Annotated in this window: 14 protein-coding genes; 5 read left to right on the top strand and 9 right to left on the bottom strand. The window is 59.9% G+C overall.

Translation table 11 applies throughout. The features are described from left to right. Window positions 1-156: 156 nt before the first annotated feature. Both ATY75_RS33465 and ATY75_RS33460 read right to left on the bottom strand, forming a co-directional pair. A complete protein-coding gene (locus tag ATY75_RS33465) occupies window positions 157-1,173 on the bottom strand; it encodes a hypothetical protein (RefSeq protein WP_088940771.1) in 1,017 nt (338 codons plus the stop codon). Window positions 1,174-1,193: 20 nt separating this feature from the next. After that, window positions 1,194-3,671, bottom strand: coding sequence for an NACHT domain-containing protein (locus ATY75_RS33460; protein ID WP_088940770.1), 2,478 nt, complete (start codon window positions 3,669-3,671; stop codon window positions 1,194-1,196). A 338-nt stretch (window positions 3,672-4,009) separates the two neighbouring features. Here ATY75_RS33460 and ATY75_RS33455 point away from each other — a divergent pair, with 338 nt between their 5' ends. Further along, on the top strand, window positions 4,010-4,522 hold the full coding sequence (locus tag ATY75_RS33455) for a hypothetical protein (RefSeq protein ID WP_088940820.1): 513 nt from the start codon (window positions 4,010-4,012) through the stop codon (window positions 4,520-4,522). A 489-nt stretch (window positions 4,523-5,011) separates the two neighbouring features. Here the strand turns inward: ATY75_RS33455 and ATY75_RS33450 are convergent, their stop codons facing one another. The 4 genes from ATY75_RS33450 to ATY75_RS33435 form a co-directional block, all read right to left on the bottom strand. Beyond that, window positions 5,012-5,803, bottom strand: a complete 792-nt coding sequence (locus ATY75_RS33450; RefSeq protein WP_088940769.1) for an SDR family oxidoreductase — start codon at window positions 5,801-5,803, stop codon at window positions 5,012-5,014. Between the two features lie 249 nt (window positions 5,804-6,052). Further along, window positions 6,053-7,162 (bottom strand): sulfite oxidase, encoded by a 1,110-nt coding sequence (locus tag ATY75_RS33445; protein ID WP_245317679.1) that lies wholly within the window; start codon window positions 7,160-7,162, stop codon window positions 6,053-6,055. 202 nt (window positions 7,163-7,364) lie between these two features. Beyond that, window positions 7,365-8,036 (bottom strand): DUF938 domain-containing protein, encoded by a 672-nt coding sequence (locus ATY75_RS33440; protein WP_088940768.1) that lies wholly within the window; start codon window positions 8,034-8,036, stop codon window positions 7,365-7,367. A gap of 204 nt (window positions 8,037-8,240) precedes the next feature. After that, window positions 8,241-9,125: a LysR family transcriptional regulator gene (locus tag ATY75_RS33435; RefSeq protein ID WP_088940767.1), complete on the bottom strand. Its 885-nt coding sequence runs from the start codon at window positions 9,123-9,125 to the stop codon at window positions 8,241-8,243. 126 nt (window positions 9,126-9,251) lie between these two features. Between ATY75_RS33435 and ATY75_RS33430 the strand changes: the two genes are divergently transcribed. After that, on the top strand, window positions 9,252-9,437 hold the full coding sequence (locus tag ATY75_RS33430; RefSeq protein WP_003594927.1) for a 4-oxalocrotonate tautomerase: 186 nt from the start codon (window positions 9,252-9,254) through the stop codon (window positions 9,435-9,437). Window positions 9,438-9,722: 285 nt separating this feature from the next. Here the strand turns inward: ATY75_RS33430 and ATY75_RS33425 are convergent, their stop codons facing one another. Then, window positions 9,723-10,103 (bottom strand): pentapeptide repeat-containing protein, encoded by a 381-nt coding sequence (locus ATY75_RS33425; protein WP_064843742.1) that lies wholly within the window; start codon window positions 10,101-10,103, stop codon window positions 9,723-9,725. 277 nt (window positions 10,104-10,380) lie between these two features. Between ATY75_RS33425 and ATY75_RS33420 the strand changes: the two genes are divergently transcribed. The 3 genes from ATY75_RS33420 to ATY75_RS33410 are packed head-to-tail and all read left to right on the top strand — an operon-like array spanning window position 10,381 to window position 11,708. Further along, window positions 10,381-10,695: a metalloregulator ArsR/SmtB family transcription factor gene (locus tag ATY75_RS33420; RefSeq protein WP_007628095.1), complete on the top strand. Its 315-nt coding sequence runs from the start codon at window positions 10,381-10,383 to the stop codon at window positions 10,693-10,695. Further along, window positions 10,692-11,051, top strand: coding sequence for an SRPBCC domain-containing protein (locus ATY75_RS33415; RefSeq protein WP_064843745.1), 360 nt, complete (start codon window positions 10,692-10,694; stop codon window positions 11,049-11,051). Before ATY75_RS33420 ends, ATY75_RS33415 begins: the two co-directional genes overlap by 4 nt. Before the next feature lie 45 nt (window positions 11,052-11,096). After that, on the top strand, window positions 11,097-11,708 hold the full coding sequence (locus tag ATY75_RS33410; protein WP_088940766.1) for an ATP-dependent Clp protease proteolytic subunit: 612 nt from the start codon (window positions 11,097-11,099) through the stop codon (window positions 11,706-11,708). A 431-nt stretch (window positions 11,709-12,139) separates the two neighbouring features. Here ATY75_RS33410 and ATY75_RS33400 read toward each other — a convergent pair whose 3' ends face one another. Together ATY75_RS33400 and ATY75_RS33395 are read right to left on the bottom strand one after the other, a co-directional pair. Further along, window positions 12,140-12,451 carry a DUF982 domain-containing protein gene (locus tag ATY75_RS33400; protein WP_088940765.1) on the bottom strand — a complete coding sequence of 104 codons (312 nt, stop codon included), beginning with the start codon at window positions 12,449-12,451 and terminating at the stop codon, window positions 12,140-12,142. 256 nt (window positions 12,452-12,707) lie between these two features. Continuing rightward, complete coding sequence (locus ATY75_RS33395; RefSeq protein WP_088940764.1) at window positions 12,708-15,113, bottom strand: serine/threonine protein kinase; 2,406 nt, start codon at window positions 15,111-15,113, stop codon at window positions 12,708-12,710. Window positions 15,114-15,147: the final 34 nt, after the last annotated feature.

The following is a 15,147-nucleotide window of genomic DNA, read 5'->3' as shown; positions in this document are numbered from 1 at the left end:
GCCCGCAACTTGGTCGTTAACGACCACATCGCGCAATACCCTGAAGCGGACATTGCTTCAGTCAGCGTGAAACCAGATATTTTCGGCCGCAAAATCCCTGCCTTTGCTTCTTCGCCCGAAGTCGAGGCCCGTTTCGCCGGTTTCCCTATAGCTTGGTCATGCCTTTTCGATTTTCAGAACCTTGCCCTCTTTTGTTAATATCAACCCGAGACGTGGCGCATTATCCTCGAAATAATTGAGGATTCCGAACTTTGCCGATGCGGATGTTCCGTTTGCCCAGTAGTCAATCACCGCGGGGTAACATGCGTCCTGCTCCTGGCGGATGATCCGCTCCATTACTGAACTGAGTGGGAGGTCGCCGCCCTTTTGGATCACTCGCCACAAAAAGGCTGGATTGACTCGCTTAGGGCTTTCATCGAGAAGGAAAAGTAAACTGGCGAAAGCGTTCCAATCGTCCTTGGCGATGCGATCGACCGAACTGAGATAGCTATCGAGGAATGCGACGACCTCAGAGAGGTCGCGCGACAGATTGATGCGCATTTTCACCTCGAGCAAGCTCGCTTTCGCGAAAAATCCGGATGCATCCGGGCTCAACGCGTCCGCCCACGCTTCAATCGCCCCGACAGCACCGGAAGGCATTTCGCGTCTTCGGAACGACCGCCCCGTCAAAAAGAAGCCGTGTGCCGGACCGGCCAGTACCTTGCCAACCTCTGATGCAAGTGCCGTGATCATCTTGATCGCATCATCGACGCCTTGTTCGTGCGCTGCCAATATTCTCACCCCTTCGACAACGACTTCGTCAGGGAGAAAGCCGCAGGAATAGACCCATTCGAACATCGCCGACTTCGATGCGGTGGGAAGGGAGGCGAGGGTGCGCGATGCCATCCCGGGATAGTTTAGAGAGGCAAGGCTGAGGGTTATCCATGAGGCGACCTCGGGATTGATACCCCGGTCGTCCAATATCTTTCCCATGAGGGACGCGACCTTGTCGACCACATCCTTAGATAAATGATCGCCCGATAGCAAAGGGAACAGGTTTCGAAGGACGTCAGCCTCGCGGCTTCGACAGAGCCGTTGGACATGGGCTTCCCAGCCCGGCACGGTCACGGTTGCCTCGACGAAATTGATCCATAGAGCATGCCCGCTGTTCTCGCGCGCTGCCTGATCCAGCAAAGCGAAATCGATTCCGCCGACTACGGCGCTGCTGAACTGCGCGGCGATCCTGATATCGACGGAAGGGTCTCGTCCTTCCCTATTGCTGGCCAGTCGATACTTGGTTCGCCGCGCAATTCGTAGAGGAGCTTCGCGATCACGCTGCTGTTGAGCGAGCCCAGCGCTTCATCGCGCGCCCGCTGGAGCAGCCTCGGTATCATGTACGAGGAATGAGTTCTGACAAGCGTCTGCCAGTCGCGGTTCCAATACTCGCGAAGGTCATCGCGCTCGAGGGTGGCATCGAAGGCGGCCCTGATCAGCTCCAGATCGGCGATCCTTATCAGGATGGCGGCTCGTTCTATCTCGTGCGCAGGTTTGCAGAGCCACTCCCTGAGGGCAGGTGCGGCGGGGCGGTAAAAGCCGTCCGAGATAATTTGCGCCAGCTTGTATCGGGTTCCCCAAGGAGCGAAGCTCAGCGCCTGTACCAGCCGATTGGCTACTTCCGAGCGTACTCGTTCTCCGACGTTTGCGCCGTTGAGGATGCACCGCCCAATCAGGCGCAGCGACGTGACATAGACATCGTCTGGTTCGGCGAGCCAGCGCTCGATTAGCGGCTCAGCGTCCTCGAGTTGCTCGATGGCATATTGGATCGCTTGGCCCCAAGGTCTCCGATAAACGCTTTGGTGCCAGTCGCGATCAGTCAGCGCTCCGGTCTGTGCGAGTTCGACGCCCGCAAGATATTCATGGACCGTTGGGATAACGAATGCGATGCGCGCGCCGCGGCGCTGGATAATCCCGCACCGCGAAAGCGCGACAAGACTTTCGTCTTCCAGGCCCGGCAGGACCGTCGACAGGCGAACTCTGGCGTCCTGTGTCGGCACAGCATTCTCGTTGCGCTCGAGCGCGAGGACCGCCAGGGCTTGCGCCCCTTTGCGCAACTGGCTCATGCTGAACGGAATTGCGCCGGTCTGCTTATGGCGACCGGGGGCCAGTGCCAGTTCGAGATATTGTTCGAGTAGCTCGCGCCGGCTCGAAACGATCTCCTTTCCCGGTCGGAGCGTTGCAACAAAGATCGCCACCAGCAGCGGGCTCGCCCAAAGGCTGGAGAGTTCGGAATGTCCCCTGATCTTCCGCAATATGTCAGCCGAATCGAGATCGGCGCGCTGCTTCAGGTAAGCAGTCAGCATTGCGAATTGCTGCGCGTGGTCCATCGATCGGATTCGATATCGTTTGAACGATGGCGGTAGCGACGTAATCGCCGCATCGCGCGCGCCGACCAAGATCGGCGTCTGCGGAAAGCGGGCGGCGGTTCGGCCGATCGTCTTAAGCGTTTCAGCGCGCGCGGAATCGCTGACTTCATCGATCCCGTCGATTAGGATGACGAGACGCCCAGACTCGGCGAGAGCTTCCCAGTCGACCGTCACGTCGTAATGCGCATTAGAAACCGCGGTGAGATAGTCAGCTACGGAAGGATGGCCCTGGAGCGCTTCTGCCGTGATCATCGCCGGCACGTAGCTGCTTTCGGCGGCCAGGCGACACGCCGTCGCGCGCAGCAAAGTCGTCTTGCCTCCACCGGCGCCGCTCTCGATGACGATGGTTCGAAACTCCTCGGCCGGAAAATGCCGTAGATCAAACTCGGGAGAGTTTAGATAGCGCGGAGCGACACTCTCTTCGTCTTCGAAGTCCGGCTGACGCGAGGACGGGAGCGCATAAATGCTGGGCATGACCAGCAGGTCGCTCTCGCCAGCCGAGATCGCCGTTCCTGGGACCGTTACGTGGCCCATTTCGAGGGTGATTGCCTTGCGGTATTTCTCCAGTCCGTCGGCGGGAGACCCGGTCAATCGGACCTTGTGAACGTGAAGCAGATGTTCGCTAAGGTCACTTGCCGAGAAGGCTTTGCGGATGCGGGCATTGCCGCCGCAGACATCGCGAAGATGACTATACAGAGCTGCCGTTTTGACGTTGCTTGCCGGAAGCCAGTCGCGCGCGAGAAAGTCCCGCATATGGGCGAGCGTCCAGAGGCACAATTCGGTCCTTTGAGCGATCTCGAACAAGGTCACCTCGCCGTCCGGAAGTGCCTCAGATACCGTTTGCAGGACCTTGGTTTGCGCCCCGCTGAGAGACCGTCGCCAATCTGCGTCGTCGCGCGCCCCTTTCGCGCGGGCGAATGTTTCTCGTAGCTCTTCCATTAAGCTGGACAGCGTTCCGACGACGATGTGGATGGTGTCACGGCTATGGGCGAACCCGCTGGTTTGCCTCGCAACCGCCGCCCAGAGCTTGGCCCAAGCGTCTCCCGATGTCGTAAGCTTTTCTTTCGCCTGGATATAGAGGGTCGATCCGTCAGCATACGTTATGACGACATCATCAACATCGACTGGCGCCTCTGCACGCACTTCGACAATGCGCGCCTGGATGCCGTGAGAGCGTCTAAGATCGAGCAGACGGCCGAGATAGAGTGCCGTGACACTATTCTGATAGAAGATGCCCGACTGTGTCGTCGGACCGCCCGCTTCTGGCACGATTCCCCCTCGTATATCTGAGCAGCATCTGCACGCCGATATGTGCCGCTGCCGTGATTGCGCGCATCACTGACGATTTGCGTTGGCAAGTAAAATCACATCTGAACGGTGATTGGAATCGATTTGGCACAACCCTCACGGATTGAAATCCTATCGCCGCAGATGTCCACTGTTTGCGATCTCCGCCTAAAAGCGGTCTGACTGCAATCGGCCCCATTGCGGTCAATGGCTTGTCGTCGTTAAGTTGTAACTCTGCGCCACTTGGCCAAAGCGATAACTTTCTTGTAATGTCTCAGTTCAAGTATAAGGCCAGTCGACATCAACCCAATGGACCTCTAATGAGCGCGCGCCTATCGACGGCCATCAGAATCGGAGAAGCCGCTAGGGCGATATTTAGAAAAACTCGTAGCTTTCCAGACCGGGGGTTCGGAAACCATGCAGACCTGAGAAGAAGCGACCACGTCGGCGTTGAGCCTATGCTTTTGGCGCTCTCGATGGAATTGGCGCTCAAAGCGTGGTTCGTTTTCGACTACGACAATCCAGAAGTTATCAAGTCGCACGACCTTATGAAGCTGTTTGATAGCCTTAAGCCGGAAAGCCAAGAGAAACTCGATGCGGAGTTCAAAAAGTCCGTCGCCCCGTATCATCCGAGCGGTTTGCACATCGATTACAGCATTCGTCACATTCTGTATCAGCACAAAGATGCCTTCATCGACTGGCGCTATCTTCATGAGGCGGGGAAAACGATGATGTTTGATCAGAGTGCTTTCGAGGCAACGCTCGAAATGGTTCTTCGTGAGTTCGAGAAGAGATATCGCATCGAGCCGGTGAAGCCGTTTTGGCCATCCTGAACGCATTGCGGATTAGGCCAGCCTCGCTGGCGCGCTGACTATTTTTGGCGCAGAAGCTTTCGTTGCCGGAGGCAGCCTTGTCGTCTTTGGCCCAAAACGGTCCTTGCCTCGCGCATCGCATATTCGCGAAGCAAAGCGATGGAAGAAGCGAAGGGCGATCGTGAAAGGCGTGCCGTGTGGCCCCCTCATCCGACCCTGCGGGCCACCGCCCGGGGTTGAGCCACGGGTCTCAACCCGTCCTTCGGACCCCGCTGGGGAGAAGAGGGAGAACGCCGCTTCGCCCTCGACTCTATTGAAAGAAGTGGCCTTAAGCAGATCGCTGCAAATGCCTGATGGCATTTCGTTTTCATGGATATCCGCTTTCGGCCGGCCCTAAGCGGTCATAAGGCTACGTGTCTCAGCGTGTTGTCAAACCTCTTCAAGTTGTTATGGTCTGCCGCCACCGATTTTCGCAGGCCGGCAATCACGACCAGCAGGCAAGGGATCACCTCAGAGCGTGTCGATCAGTCCTCCGTCCACGCGCATGGAAGCCCCGGTCGTCGCGGATGCCAAAGGCGACGCCAGATAGGTTACGAGGTTGGCGATTTCCTCGACGCTTGCAGCTCGTTGGATGATCGAACTGCCACGATGCTTCTTGACGAAGTCCGCCGCGACCTCCTCGATCGGCTTGCCCGTCTTCGCACGCTCTTCGGCAAGCATCGCCTCGACGCCTTCGGACAGTGTTGGGCCGGGGAGGACCGAGTTCACGGTAACGCCCGTACCAGCCATGCGCTTGGCGAGCCCGCGGGCAACCGCGATATCGGCGGTCTTGCTGACGCCGTAGTGAATCATCTCCACCGGAATGTTAAAGCCGGATTCCGACGCGATGAAGATGACACGACCCCAGTCGACGTTCTGCATGCCTGGAAGGTAGGCACGCGAAAGCCTGACGGCCGACATGACGTTTACCTGCCAGTGGCGATCCCACACCTCGTCGTTCGCCTCGAAGAAGTCGAGCGGCTGAAAAATGCCCGCGTTGTTGATGAGGATGTCCACATGAGGAACCTTGGCGACGAGAGCGTCACACCCTTCAGCGGTTGCGACATCGGCTGCGACGGCGGTTACGGTGCCCCCGGCATCTTCGCCTTTCAGGCGTTCGGCGGCATTTGCGGTCTTTTCTTCGGACCGTCCGTTGATCACCACGTCCGCGCCAGCCCTCGCGAGCTGGCGGGCGATCGCGTAGCCGATACCTTCGGTCGATCCAGTAATAAGAGCGGTCTTGCCTGCGAGGTCGATCTGCATCTGCTGCTCCTTGTGAGGTTGGATAGAGAACGTATGAACTGGCGGTCGGTCTCGCAACAGCCCGCGACGTCGATCCCCGATCGAATGCCTGGAAGCCGATGGTCTGCTTCGCCGTTGACCGCGTCCGAAAAGCACTATCATAGCAGTCGTCGAGCCACCGGCCCGCCGTTGCTACAAAGCGGCTATGGCGCAGTGACAACGCGGGTCGCAGGTGCGCCGAAAGCCGCTATTCCGCCCCATGCGGGTGGATTAGATCACGAATTCCTCCTCGTACGTCTGGGGCTTGGGAACGGCCGTAACCTCCACCGGAACGATCCAATTGGCCGCGTAGCTCTCGCAGTCGGATCGCTGGAGGTCGGGCTGCACGCACCCCGCCGCATCGATCGCGCGACATCGCAGTATATATCGCCCCACGTCTTCAGGGGTCCACATGCACTCCCACAAGCGCCATGCAAAAGGACGTTCTGTTTCGAAGAGCCTTCCCTCGCGCCAGCCCCTGCCATCTCCGGTGCAGACCTGCACCTGCCGGATAGCAGCCTCTCCGCTCCAGGCGGCTCCGAAAATCCGATACGGTTGGCCGGCGACGAGACGCGCTCCCTGCACGGGACGCGCGATCTGCGCTTTGACCTCCATCTCTGCGAGGGGGACCAGCCTGGGTTCCCCGAGGCTGCGCTCCCAACGGAAATAGTCGCGCGCCTGCCAGTAGCCAAGGAACGGTTCCTCCACAACCGTGATATCAGTGATCCACTTGACCCAAGCCATGCCGAACCAGCCACCCACGACCGCGCGTAGCGGGTAGCCGTGATCGCGCGTCAACGGCTCCTCGTTCATCGAATAGGCAAGGATCGTGCTGTCAGCGATGGCCTTCTCAAGCGGCAAGCTGCGCGCAAAAGCGATGGGGCCCGGAGAAGCCGTTTTCTTGTTCGTGTCGACGACGCCGCTGTCTGCGCCTATGAGGAGAACCTCACGTGCGGTTCGCTTGACGCCCGCCATTTCTAAAATCTCGCGCAGAGGAACACCTGTCCACGCGGCATTGCCGACGGCTCCGTTCTGCCACTGCAACCCCTCCCTCGGCGGCACATAGTAGACGCGCCCGTTGCCTGCGCACTCGACGACGGCAGTGAGAGTCGTGCTCCGCATCGCCTTGATGCTGTCGAGGTCAAGTTCGATCGGCCGCTCCACCGCCCCGCCAACGCGCAATCTCCAGTCTCGCGCATCGAGCTCCGGCGACGGGAAATGGTTTCGCACGAAGAACAGCTCGGTTGGGATCAGCCAATCGGAGAGTGACGCAAAGGGAAACTCGATGTTTGGTGGGGATTTCTGTCGAACTATTAGACTGGGTTGCTCTGGTGTCGGCATCGTCCTCGTCTCCCCTTCAAAGAGCACAACGTTGGCACTCGGTCGCACGAATTCCGGTTCGATCACACCGCCCCTCGCGGTGCGTCTGTCGCGTTCCGTCTTCGGCCCCAGTCTAGCACATAGCGGACGTTCCTCGGATCGACCTCGAACGGCAGCAAAGCGCCCGAATGTTGCCCACGTCTCTTTCGCGCCCGCTTGTCGTTCAGGCACTACCGGTGGAGAAGATCAGCAACATATTGTTGCTAGGCATCTCGATCATCTCGCGGAGATCAAGCCCAGCGGCCTCACCCAATTGTTCAAGATCAGCGATATCACGCACACCCCAGGATGGGTTGCGCTCCTTTAGAGCCGCGTCGAAAGCAGCGTTCGCGGGGGCGTTGTGTGTTCCGTCGTGCATGAATGGGCCGTAGAGAAGAAGAAGCCCACCAGCGTGAAGCAAACGGCCAGCTCCTGCGAACAATCCTAAGCTTGCCGCCCATGGCGCGATATGGATCATATTGATCGACACGATGGCGTCAAAATGCCCTGTTTGTTCGACGCCCCATTGCCCTGCGCATACATCAATATCCCGCGGTGCCAGCACATTCTTCAGCCCTGCAAATTTGATCCAGCCAGACGTGCTGGTGCGGGCGTCGGCATCCGGATCGCTCGGCTGCCAAGTGAGGTCGGGCATTGCTTCCGCAAAACACACGGCGTGCTCGCCGGTCCCGCATCCAATCTCCAGTACGGTGCCACGTGTTGGAAGGACACGTTTTAGGACAGCGAGGATCGGCGCCGAATTTCGCGCAGCGGAATGTGAGAACATGCGCTGGTCGGCGCTTATATCGCGCTGTTCCAGCGCAACAGGCGAACGGTCCTTCTTCTCTGGGGGCATTGGCCTTGAATCCCCTTTGGGCGATGTCTGCCACCTTATAGATTGAACTCCTCCCTTGCTACGGCTTGGACGGCTTCATCAGGGCCCAAAGGATACGAATATCATTTGTTCTCGGACGGCCGGTTGCCGCGAAATGACACTCCAGCGGCTTGAGTTCGATTACGCGTATGGTGGTAACGCCGAGTTCCTTCGTCGAGGCGGTTATCAGCCAAACCGTTCCACCAGGAAATCGATGACCGTCCGCAGCATCGCTGTCGGCCGGCGGTTCGGCGCGTAGACGAGGGACATCGGAACAGGCTTGTAGGACCAGTCCGGCAGCACCTGCTCAAGCCGTCCCTCGGCGATATCGGTGGCGAGCAGCAGTTCCGGCTGGAGAACGATTCCTGCGCCGCTGAGCGCGGCCATGCGCAGTGCCGCCCCCTGGTTGGTGGAAAATTTTCCGGAAATCAACACATCACGCATTTCTCCGCCCGGCCCGACCAGGTGCCAGCGGTCCTGCCTGCGCCAATAGGAGTGGCCGAGGCAGAGGTGGTTGGTCAGCGCCTCCGGCGAGGCCGGCCGGCCATGGTGGGCGAGATAATCAGGCGAGGCAGCGAGAATCCGCCGATAGGGCGTCAGCGGGCGGGCGACCAGGCTATCGTCGGAGAGCGGGCCGATGTGGATTCCGAGTTCGAAGCCCTCGCCGACGAGGTCATGGACATTGTTGTCGAGCGACAGCTCGACGCTGACGTCGGGATAGGCGTTCTGGTAATCGATCAACGCCGGCACCAGGATCTGCGTCCCGAAGCTGACGGGTGCCACCACGCGAAGCCGGCCGCGCGGCGCCGATTGCAGCTCGCTCGCCGAAGCCTCGGCCAGCGCCACTTCTGACAGCGCGCGTTTGCAGCGCTCGTAATAGAGCTGGCCGACCTCTGTCAGCTGATGGCGGCGCGTGGTGCGATGGATCAGCTTGGCCCCGAGCCGGGTCTCGATGGTCTTGATGTGCTTGGCGACCATGGCAGGCGACACTTGCGCGATCTCCGCGGCGGCCGCGAAACTGCCATTGTCGATGACCCGGACGAACATCGCCATGCCGGCCAGCTTGTCCATGATTGCCTACCTGCGGGTTTCTAATGACGATACCGGGAGCTTATTTATCAACCTCAGCATTTGCAACATGGTGGTCATGCCCGCGCCAAAGGCGACGGATATTGCCAACATGACCAAGGAGAAAACATGCCCATTCTTCACCTGCAGATGCATCCCGGCCGCACCGACGATCAGAAACGCGCCTTCGCCCGCGAGGCGACCAAGGCCGCCGTCGAAACGCTGGCGTGCCCGCCGGAATCGGTGGAAATTCTGATAACGGAGATCGCCAAGGATTCCTGGGCTGTCGGCGGCAAGCTGAAATCCGAGGCTTGAGGGAGGACCCGCAGCGTCGAAGGCTCGAGCTGCGAAGCAAAGCAATGGACGGAGCGAAGGGCGGATGAGGGGGCCACACGGCACGGCAGCAACGGCGATTAGTCTATCCATGGACGTCCGCTTCCGGCGCAACGCGGCCGAGCAGCCTTGCCGCCTTTTGGCCCGAAGCGGTCATCGACCCTCGCAATAGTCGACCGCAAAACTTCGACTTATGCGAGGGAGTTTTGCGCCGGTATTTTTCTAAAGTTTTGAGGGAAGTCGGGATTTGTGCGTTGTGCATGGCCTTCAGGTTTTCGCCTTTTCATAGGCCATGAGCAGATCGGTGACGAGAACGCCATTGATCCGCATCCCAGTCAAATCGGCATCCGTTATGTCTGAATCTGCTAGCGTGACGTTGCTTATGGTCAATCGCGACAGGTTTGCATTGGTGATGGCGGCGCCAGACAGATTGACGTTGTTAAAGCGCGCATCCGCAAGGCTGATATCGTCAAAAACCGCTTCACTTAAATTGCTGTCAGTGAATTTTGCCTTGGTCAAAACAGCATAAAACTGTGCGTCTGCGAGGTTCACGCCATCGAAGTTGGCGCCTGACATATCGGCCCGCTCGTAATGCATTCCCTGCATCTGAGGGCCATCAAATGGGTTATGTTCGTGCTGATCGCTCATTATCGTTTCCTCCGGCAATCCTGCTTGCCACGGAAAGAGTGCCAGATCGCGCAGTCATTGACGACCGTCGAATCTGAATCGAACGAGCCTACGTCCATTCTGGCCATGCCGTTTGTCGCGAAAATCCCGGCAAAGGCGACACTTGTTTTCCTGCTTTTGCAACGCTGGGGAATAGACAGCTGCCACACCCAGCGGGACGAGACTGAGAGCAGCGACACCGGACAGTCGTCTCGAAAAGGAGCTTGCGAATCAGATAAGTGTGTGCTTATGTGTTGGCATGATCGAGAATGACTTTTTCCGAGCTTTGGCAGACCCGACCCGCCGTGCGATCTTTGAGAAGCTGGCGGCTGGCAGCATGAACGCCAGCGCCCTGCGCGAGGGCATGGAAATCAGCCAGCCGGCGATGTCGCAACATCTTGCGGTTCTGCGCAGTGCAAAGCTCGTGAGGGAAGAACGGCAGGGGCGTTTCGTGAATTACGAAGTCGATCCCGACGGGTTGGCGCTCATCGCCCAGTGGCTGGCAAAATACCGCGCCTATTGGCCGGAGCGTATCGCAGCACTCAAAGTCTTGCTGAAGGACATGGATCAATGAACGAAGCGAAGACCAAGGAACAGGATAGCGGCGTCGAGCTGGAGTTTGATTTGGGCGATCCGCCGCAAAAGGTCTGGCGTGCCGTCACCATTCCCGAACTTCGGGAAAGGTGGTTGCCGAAGGAAGCATTGGCCGATCCCGATGCGATCACCGTCACCCCCGGCCAGGAAGTCCGCTACAGGCTGCGCGACGACAGCCCGCCTTTCCTTGAAAGCACCGTGACGTTCACGATCACCCCGAATGCCACGGGCGGAACCTGCCTTCGGATCGTCCACGAACTGACGGACGCAAGATTCGACGGAATGGCAAGAGCGCCGGCGAACAGCAACAGCCCGCCCCTCATGCTCGCCGCCTGACGCGGCGAGCCTCACGCTAAAATTCTGGAAGTCTGGAGGTCGCCGATGCGCGAAGCGATGCAGCTCGTCCCTATGGTCGTAGAACAGTCCAGCCGGGGAGAACGATCATTCGATATTTATTCCCGGCTTCTGCGCGAGCGGATTGTCTTCCTCAATGGCGAGGTCAACGACACCGTTTCGGCCCTCGTCTGCGCACAGCTGCTGTTTCTGGAGGCCGAAAACCCCAAAAAGCCCATCTACCTCTATATCAATTCGCCGGGCGGCGTCGTGACCAGCGGCCTCGCCATGTATGACACCATGCGCTACATCCGCGCGCCGGTTCACACGCTCTGCATGGGCACGGCCCGCTCCATGGGATCGTTTCTGCTGATGGCGGGCGAGCCTGGCGAGCGGGCCGCCCTGCCAAATGCAAGCATCCTGATTCACCAGCCATCCGGCGGTTTTCAGGGGCAGGCGACCGATATGCAAATTCACGCCGAGGAAATCCTGAAAACAAAGCAGCGTATGACACGGCTCTATGCGGAACATTGCGGGCGCTCCTATGAGGATTTCGAACGCGCCATGGACCGCGACCGCTTCATGACATCGCAAGAAGCATTGGAATGGGGCTTGATCGACAAGATCATGCAGATCCGCGAAGCCCCGGCCGATCAGTAAGGGGCTATGGCTCCGTTGTCGCAAAATTCCTATTTAATCGTCGACGCGGCTGGGGAAGTTGGGCCGAGTTTGGCGGGAAGCCAACCCCACTCTCCGTCGTCCTCGGCCTTGAGCCGAGGACCCATGCCACGGCTGCTGGCGGGGGATGGAGCTAAGATCGCTGGAGATCATGAAAGTCGTGCCGTGTGGCCCCCTCATCCGCCCTACGGGCACCTTCTCCCCGCTGGGGAGAAGAGGGGAGCAAGGCGCACCGAAACTGCCCAATTGGACCCGCCTGCTCAAAGGCATTCCGTCCGATGGGGTCGATGGCGAAGCAGCAATCTCCCTCTTCTCCCCTCGGGGAGAAGGTGGCCCGAAGGGTCGGATGAGGGGGCCGCACGGCACCAACGACGATTTGACGTGAAAAGGCCGGTAGCCTCTTGCAATCCGGGCTATCGTTGCGCGTTCGACGGCAGGTCCGCGCGTCGGGCTGCGACGCCCTGGGGGACGAGACTGAGGGCGGCGATGCCGGCCTCTTCGGCTGCGCGCAGAAGCGCTTCGCGGAATTGTTCCGGGGCGATTTTGCCGCTGATGGCGTCGACGCAGGCTTTGACGGCAGCCACATATTCCTCGCCGTCATCGAAAGGCCAGTCGTTCATCAGGAGACGCGCCGCGTCGCCCAGCGTCCATACGATCTTGCGAGATGCCGGGCCTCGCAAAGCAAAACCGACCGGCGTGAATGCTGCTGATGTATTCCAGCACATTGTCCTCGACCCCTCAAGGCGGGGATACCTGCAGTCCCCATCTCTAATATACCGCATTTTATGAAAGTTGGAATTGAAAAGTGGAGATGGGTACCGCCTGCGCGCGAGGCTGCCGCATCAGGAAAAAGGAGCGGTCTAAGACCTTGTGTCGAGGCGCTGTGGGCTCCCGTCGACACGTGTTGCAGCGATGCGGATTACCCTGCCCCGGCATGCGCGGCAGACCGTTTTCCCACTCGGTCTCAACACTTCCGATCCGTCAGCGCAATTCGGCGGTGACCCGGAAGATGCCGCCGGCCGAGGCGTCGGAGCAGACGACAAAGGTCGAGCCTTCCTGCGCCATGAAGGCGACGTTGCCGCCGGCTTCGCAGGGGGTGGCGCTCCATTGCAGGAGGATGTCGCCATTATCGGGCAGTTTTTCCGGTTCCATCTTTGTCGCACTGGCCATCCATTCGGTTGCCGACGGCAGGTGGACGGGGGCGTTCAGTTGTTTCGACAGCCAGGCGGTATAGTTCTGCGCCACGGCAAGCGGCACGTCGTCGGCCGGCTGCTCCGGGTTGTCGGCATAGGCCTGTGCCGAGGCGGGATCTGCATTGGCGGTGTAATAGGCCGCCATCTCGGCGCGGGTGACGGCCTTTGCCTGCATGCAGAAGGATTTTTCGACCTTCACGGCGCCATTGGCGACGCCGAGCATGCCGCCGAGCTCCTTCATCGAGGCGGTCATCAGCCGGACATTCTCCAGCGAATAACTTCCCGCCGGCACGGTCTCGAAGGCAAGGGTCGACGAAACCGGGCAGAAGCCGCGCGCCGACAGCGCCTCGAGATCGGCAAGGATCGGTTTGTACGCCACGATGGCGAGCTTATAGGCCTCCGCGCTATAGCGGCCATCGGCCTCGCCGATCTTCGGCGTGAGGGCGGCAAGCGTCGGATCGGCGGCACCGGCGCGCGTAGTGATCGAGGCGCTGAGATCGGCGACCTTCTGCTTCAGGCCCGTCGCCTCGTCCTTCGACGCCATGACGTCGGCGATGATGGCGTCGAAAAGTTTGGCGGCGTCGCCATAGCCTGAGGTCGCTGCCGGCATCTGCCATTGCTCGGCCTTGGTTTTTGCCTCCGCCATCAGGCTGCTCGCCTTGGCGACGTCGGGACTATCGCCGGCGCCGATGCGGTTGACCGTTTCGCGCTTGGCCGCCGCATCCTTTTCGGCCGCCGTCAGCGCCGTCAGCGCCTTGGCGAGATCGTCGAAAGCGGTTTTCGATGCATCGTAATTTTCGACGGCGCCGTGCATCTGCTTGGCGGCGGCGCTGTCGGCGGCGGTCTTCATCCTGGCGTCGGCCTCGGCGAAGCTCGGCGCCTTCTCGCCGCCGACAGCCGAAGCCGACGCTTTCGCCTTCTCGGCATTCTCCTTCGAAATGGCGATCAGCGCATTGCCGAGATTGATGGCGGCAGACTGATAGCCCGGAAGGGCTTTTTCATAGTCTTCGTCCTTGAGCAGCGCATCGGCGGAGGTCAGCGCTGCCGCACCGGTGTCATAGGAAAGCTTGGCCTGGTCGCTGGCCGGGCGCTCCGGCGCCTTGGCGGCGATCGCCTTCTGCTTGCGGCTTTCGGCCTCCTTCTTCCAGGTGCCGACATCGGCGACGAGTTTCGGATCCGGGCGCAGAAGTTTCGGAATGGTGATGGCGCCGACGCCGATGCAGATCAACAGCAGGGCTGCGATCATCGAGATTTTGACGGGCGTCCACTTTTTCGGTTTCGCCGCCTCCGGCTGCTGCGGCATGCCGCCGCGCGGATCCCAGGACATCGGCTGGATGCCCGTGGTCACCCTGGAGTATTCACCGAGCGCATCGGCGCCGGTGCGCGGGCGCTGCGCCGGGTCGCGGCTCAGCATCCGTTCCACAAGGCCTGCAAGCCCCTCGGGAAAGCCGGGGATCAGCACGTCGAGGCGGGGAAAGACGTTGGAGGGATCGAGATGGATGTTCTTCCAGCTCTGCTCGCGCTGATGTTCGTCCTCCCAGACCATGACGCTGTCGAAGACGCTGTTATAGGTCTGGCGCGGCAGGAAGAGCTTGTAGGCGATCATGCCCATGGCGTAGATGTCGAGGGCGGCTGAAGCCGAGAAGGTGCCGCTGGCATAGATCTCCGGCGCGCCGAATTCCGGCACATAGGGCGGAATGATGTGCTCGCCGATCTTCGAGATCAAATGCAGATTGCCGATCCGGACCGACAGGCCGGAATAATCCTCGGAGACGTAGATGCACTGATCCGTCAGCGCATTGTGGGCGTAACCGGCGCCGTGCAGCGTCGCCAGGCCTTCGAGGATGTGGCGGCCGATCTCGGCGGCGCGCTCATAGGCCACCATCTCGGTTTCGTCGAGATACTGGTGCAGCGTTTTCGACGGCCGCTTTTCGACGATGTAGAAATTGTCGTCTTCCGGCGACGGCGGGATCAGGTCCTCGATTTCGACGAAGCGGCGGGCGGTCAGCGATTTCGCCTCATTGATGGAGGTCCAGACCCGCTCGAAACGCGCCTTATCCAATTTCAGCGCCACATCGGGGGCGACGATGAAGACCGCATGGCCCATCCGCTTGTCCTCAGCGGGATAGACGATGAACTCGTTCTCATAGACCGGCTCGCCGATCGTGTAGCGGGCGATCAGATCACTTCTCATGCATATGTCCCCCTGCAATCATTGGCATTCCATG

Source organism: Rhizobium sp. N122 (genome assembly GCF_002211295.1).
Lineage (GTDB): Bacteria > Pseudomonadota > Alphaproteobacteria > Rhizobiales > Rhizobiaceae > Rhizobium.
The sequence above is the reverse complement of the archived record's forward strand: the minus strand, read 5'-3'. Positions and strand labels throughout refer to the sequence as shown.